A 2,384-nucleotide genomic window follows, 5' to 3' on the forward strand; every position below is an offset into this window, starting at 1 on the left:
TGGCGGTGAAGGCCCGCTCGCCATCATGTTCCTGGAGATCCTGCCCAACATCAGGGAAACGATCCTCATCGAACTCGTCACAAGGCTGGGCTACGCGTTCTTCTCGATCGCGACGCTGAGCTTTCTCGGCCTCGGCATTCAGCCGCCATCGGCCGACTGGGGACTGGCCGTCGCCGACGGCTATGGCTTCCTGACCGGCGGAAAATGGTGGGTCGTCGTCTTCAATTCCGGGGCAATCGTCTCGCTGGTGATGGCGACCAACCTGATCGCACAAGGCATTGGCGCCTTCGAGAATAGCGATGCATGAGCCTTGATCCGGGCGCCAAAAAATCTCTTTTGCATTGAAGCCTGACGCGCATCCTTATATCGCATGATTATGAAGAAAATCGGGTTCCTGTCGTTCGGGCACTGGACGCCCTCGTCGCAATCGCAAGTGCGCTCGGCTTCGGACGCGCTTTTGCAATCCATAGAGCTGGCTGTCGCCGCCGAGCAGCTGGGCGCGGACGGCGCGTATTTTCGCGTGCATCACTTCGCCCGCCAGCTCGCGTCGCCGTTCCCGCTGCTGGCGGCGGTCGGCGCCAGGACCAGCCGCATCGAGATCGGCACCGCGGTCATCGACATGCGCTACGAGAACCCGCTCTACATGGCCGAGGATGCCGGTGCCGCCGACATCATCGCCGGCGGGCGCCTGCAGCTCGGCATCAGCCGTGGCTCGCCCGAGCAGGTGATCGATGGCTGGCGCCATTTTGGCTACGCGCCGCCGGAAGGGCAGAGCGACGCCGACATGGCAAGGCACCACGCCGAGGTCTTCCTCGAGACGCTGCGCGGCGAGGGGTTCGCCCAGCCCAATCCACGGCCAATGTTCCCCAACCCGCCCGGCCTCTTGCGCCTCGAGCCGCATTCGGAGGGTTTGCGCGAGCGGATCTGGTGGGGTGCGGCTACCAACGCCACGTCGGAATGGGCAGCCAAGCTCGGCATGAACCTGCAGAGCTCGACGCTCAAATTCGACGAGAGTGGCAAGCCGTTCCACATCCAGCAGGCCGAGCAGATCCGCATCTATCGCGAGGCCTGGAAGGCAGCCGGCCACAAGCGCGAGCCGCGCGTCTCGGTCAGCCGCAGCATCTTCGCGCTGGTCGACGATCGCGACCGCGCCTATTTCGGCCGCGGCAATGAGAGCCGCGACCAGATCGGCTTCATCGAGGAGAACACCAAGGCGATTTTCGGGCGCAGCTACGCGGCCGAGCCGGATGTGCTGATCAAGGAATTGGCGCAGGACGAGGCGATCGCCGAGGCGGATACGCTGTTGCTCACCGTTCCAAACCAGCTCGGCGTCGACTACAACGCGCATGTCATCGAGGCGATCCTGACCCATGTCGCTCCAGCGCTGGGCTGGCGCTGACGCCGGATCGATCAGGGCCGAGTTTTCCAGGGAGGTACACAATGCCAAAGAAGGCCTTGATCGCCTGGGGCGGCTGGGAGGGCCATACGCCGGAGCAGAGCGCGAAGCTCGTTCGCACCTTGCTTGAGCGAAACGGCTTCGACGTCACGCTGGGTGAGGGCACGGCGATGTTCGCCGGTCCGGAGCTTGCTTCCTTCGATCTCATCGTGCCTGTCATCACGATGTCGACGATCGAAAAGGCCGAGTTGCAGAACCTGACGCTTGCGGTTCGCGGGGGAAGCGGGCTCGGCGGTTTCCACGGCACGATGGGCGACAGTTTCCGCAATGAGCCTGACTATCAGTTCATGACCGGCGGCCAATGGGTGGCGCATCCCGGCAACATCATCGACTACACTGTCGCGATCACCCGGCCGGACGATCCGATCACAAAAGGCATCAGCGATTTCGCCTACCGGTCGGAGCAATATTACATGCATGTCGACCCAAGCAATGAGGTGCTGGCGACCACCACCTTCACCGACGCGCATTTTCCGGGGATAGGCGGCGTCGTCATGCCGGTCGTCTGGAAACGGCGCTATGGGGCGGGGAAGGTTTTCTACAGTTCCCTTGGTCACACGGCGGATGAGTTCGCGGTGCCGGAAATGGCGCTGATAGTGGAGCGGGGTTTGCTTTGGGCGGCGCGGGGGTAGAAGCAGGCGAAGTTCGTGAAAATCTGATGGAATTCACAGGAAATCTACGGAGATATCCAATGAACGATTCCAGTTGGTCCGCTTCCGAAAAGAAGCTCGCCCGCCACGCCTTCGATAAGGCTCTTGAGGCGGCCCTCGCAAAGACGATGGCCGAATTCAAGAGCAAGGCCAGTGCGGTGACGGTTCCCTCCCAGATGTGGGAGCTGGAAGCCTATTTGCGTGAACAGCGGCGGGATATCGATCGGACGTTCGACTACCGCTATTCGCAGCTCCTTTATGTCTTCACTCATCTCATC

The 2,384-nt window shown here is 62.1% G+C and carries 4 protein-coding genes; all 4 read left to right on the forward strand.

The genetic code is table 11. From position 1 onward, the window contains the following. A partial coding sequence (locus tag EN969_RS26860; RefSeq protein ID WP_348632417.1) for an ABC transporter permease subunit occupies nucleotides 1–307 on the forward strand: 307 nt, incomplete at its 5' end. Between the two features lie 69 nt (nucleotides 308–376). Then, entirely contained in the window at nucleotides 377–1,399 is a 1,023-nt protein-coding gene (locus EN969_RS26865; protein ID WP_063168683.1) for an LLM class flavin-dependent oxidoreductase, read from the forward strand. A gap of 41 nt (nucleotides 1,400–1,440) precedes the next feature. Further along, nucleotides 1,441–2,088 (forward strand): ThuA domain-containing protein, encoded by a 648-nt coding sequence (locus EN969_RS26870; RefSeq protein ID WP_063168682.1) that lies wholly within the window; start codon nucleotides 1,441–1,443, stop codon nucleotides 2,086–2,088. 59 nt (nucleotides 2,089–2,147) lie between these two features. Then, nucleotides 2,148–2,384: hypothetical protein (locus EN969_RS26875; RefSeq protein ID WP_127419543.1), on the forward strand; the 237-nt coding region annotated here is incomplete at its 3' end.

It is taken from the genome of Mesorhizobium sp. M7A.F.Ca.CA.003.01.2.1 (genome assembly GCF_003998945.1).
Classification (GTDB): domain Bacteria; phylum Pseudomonadota; class Alphaproteobacteria; order Rhizobiales; family Rhizobiaceae; genus Mesorhizobium; species Mesorhizobium ciceri.

What these genes read in the sequence shown, in the direction of transcription:
- EN969_RS26865 (WP_063168683.1), top strand. Translation starts at nt 377, where the DNA reads ATGAAGAAAATCGGGTTCCTGTCGTTCGGGCACTGGACGCCCTCGTCG.
- EN969_RS26870 (WP_063168682.1), top strand. Translation starts at nt 1,441, where the DNA reads ATGCCAAAGAAGGCCTTGATCGCCTGGGGCGGCTGGGAGGGCCATACG.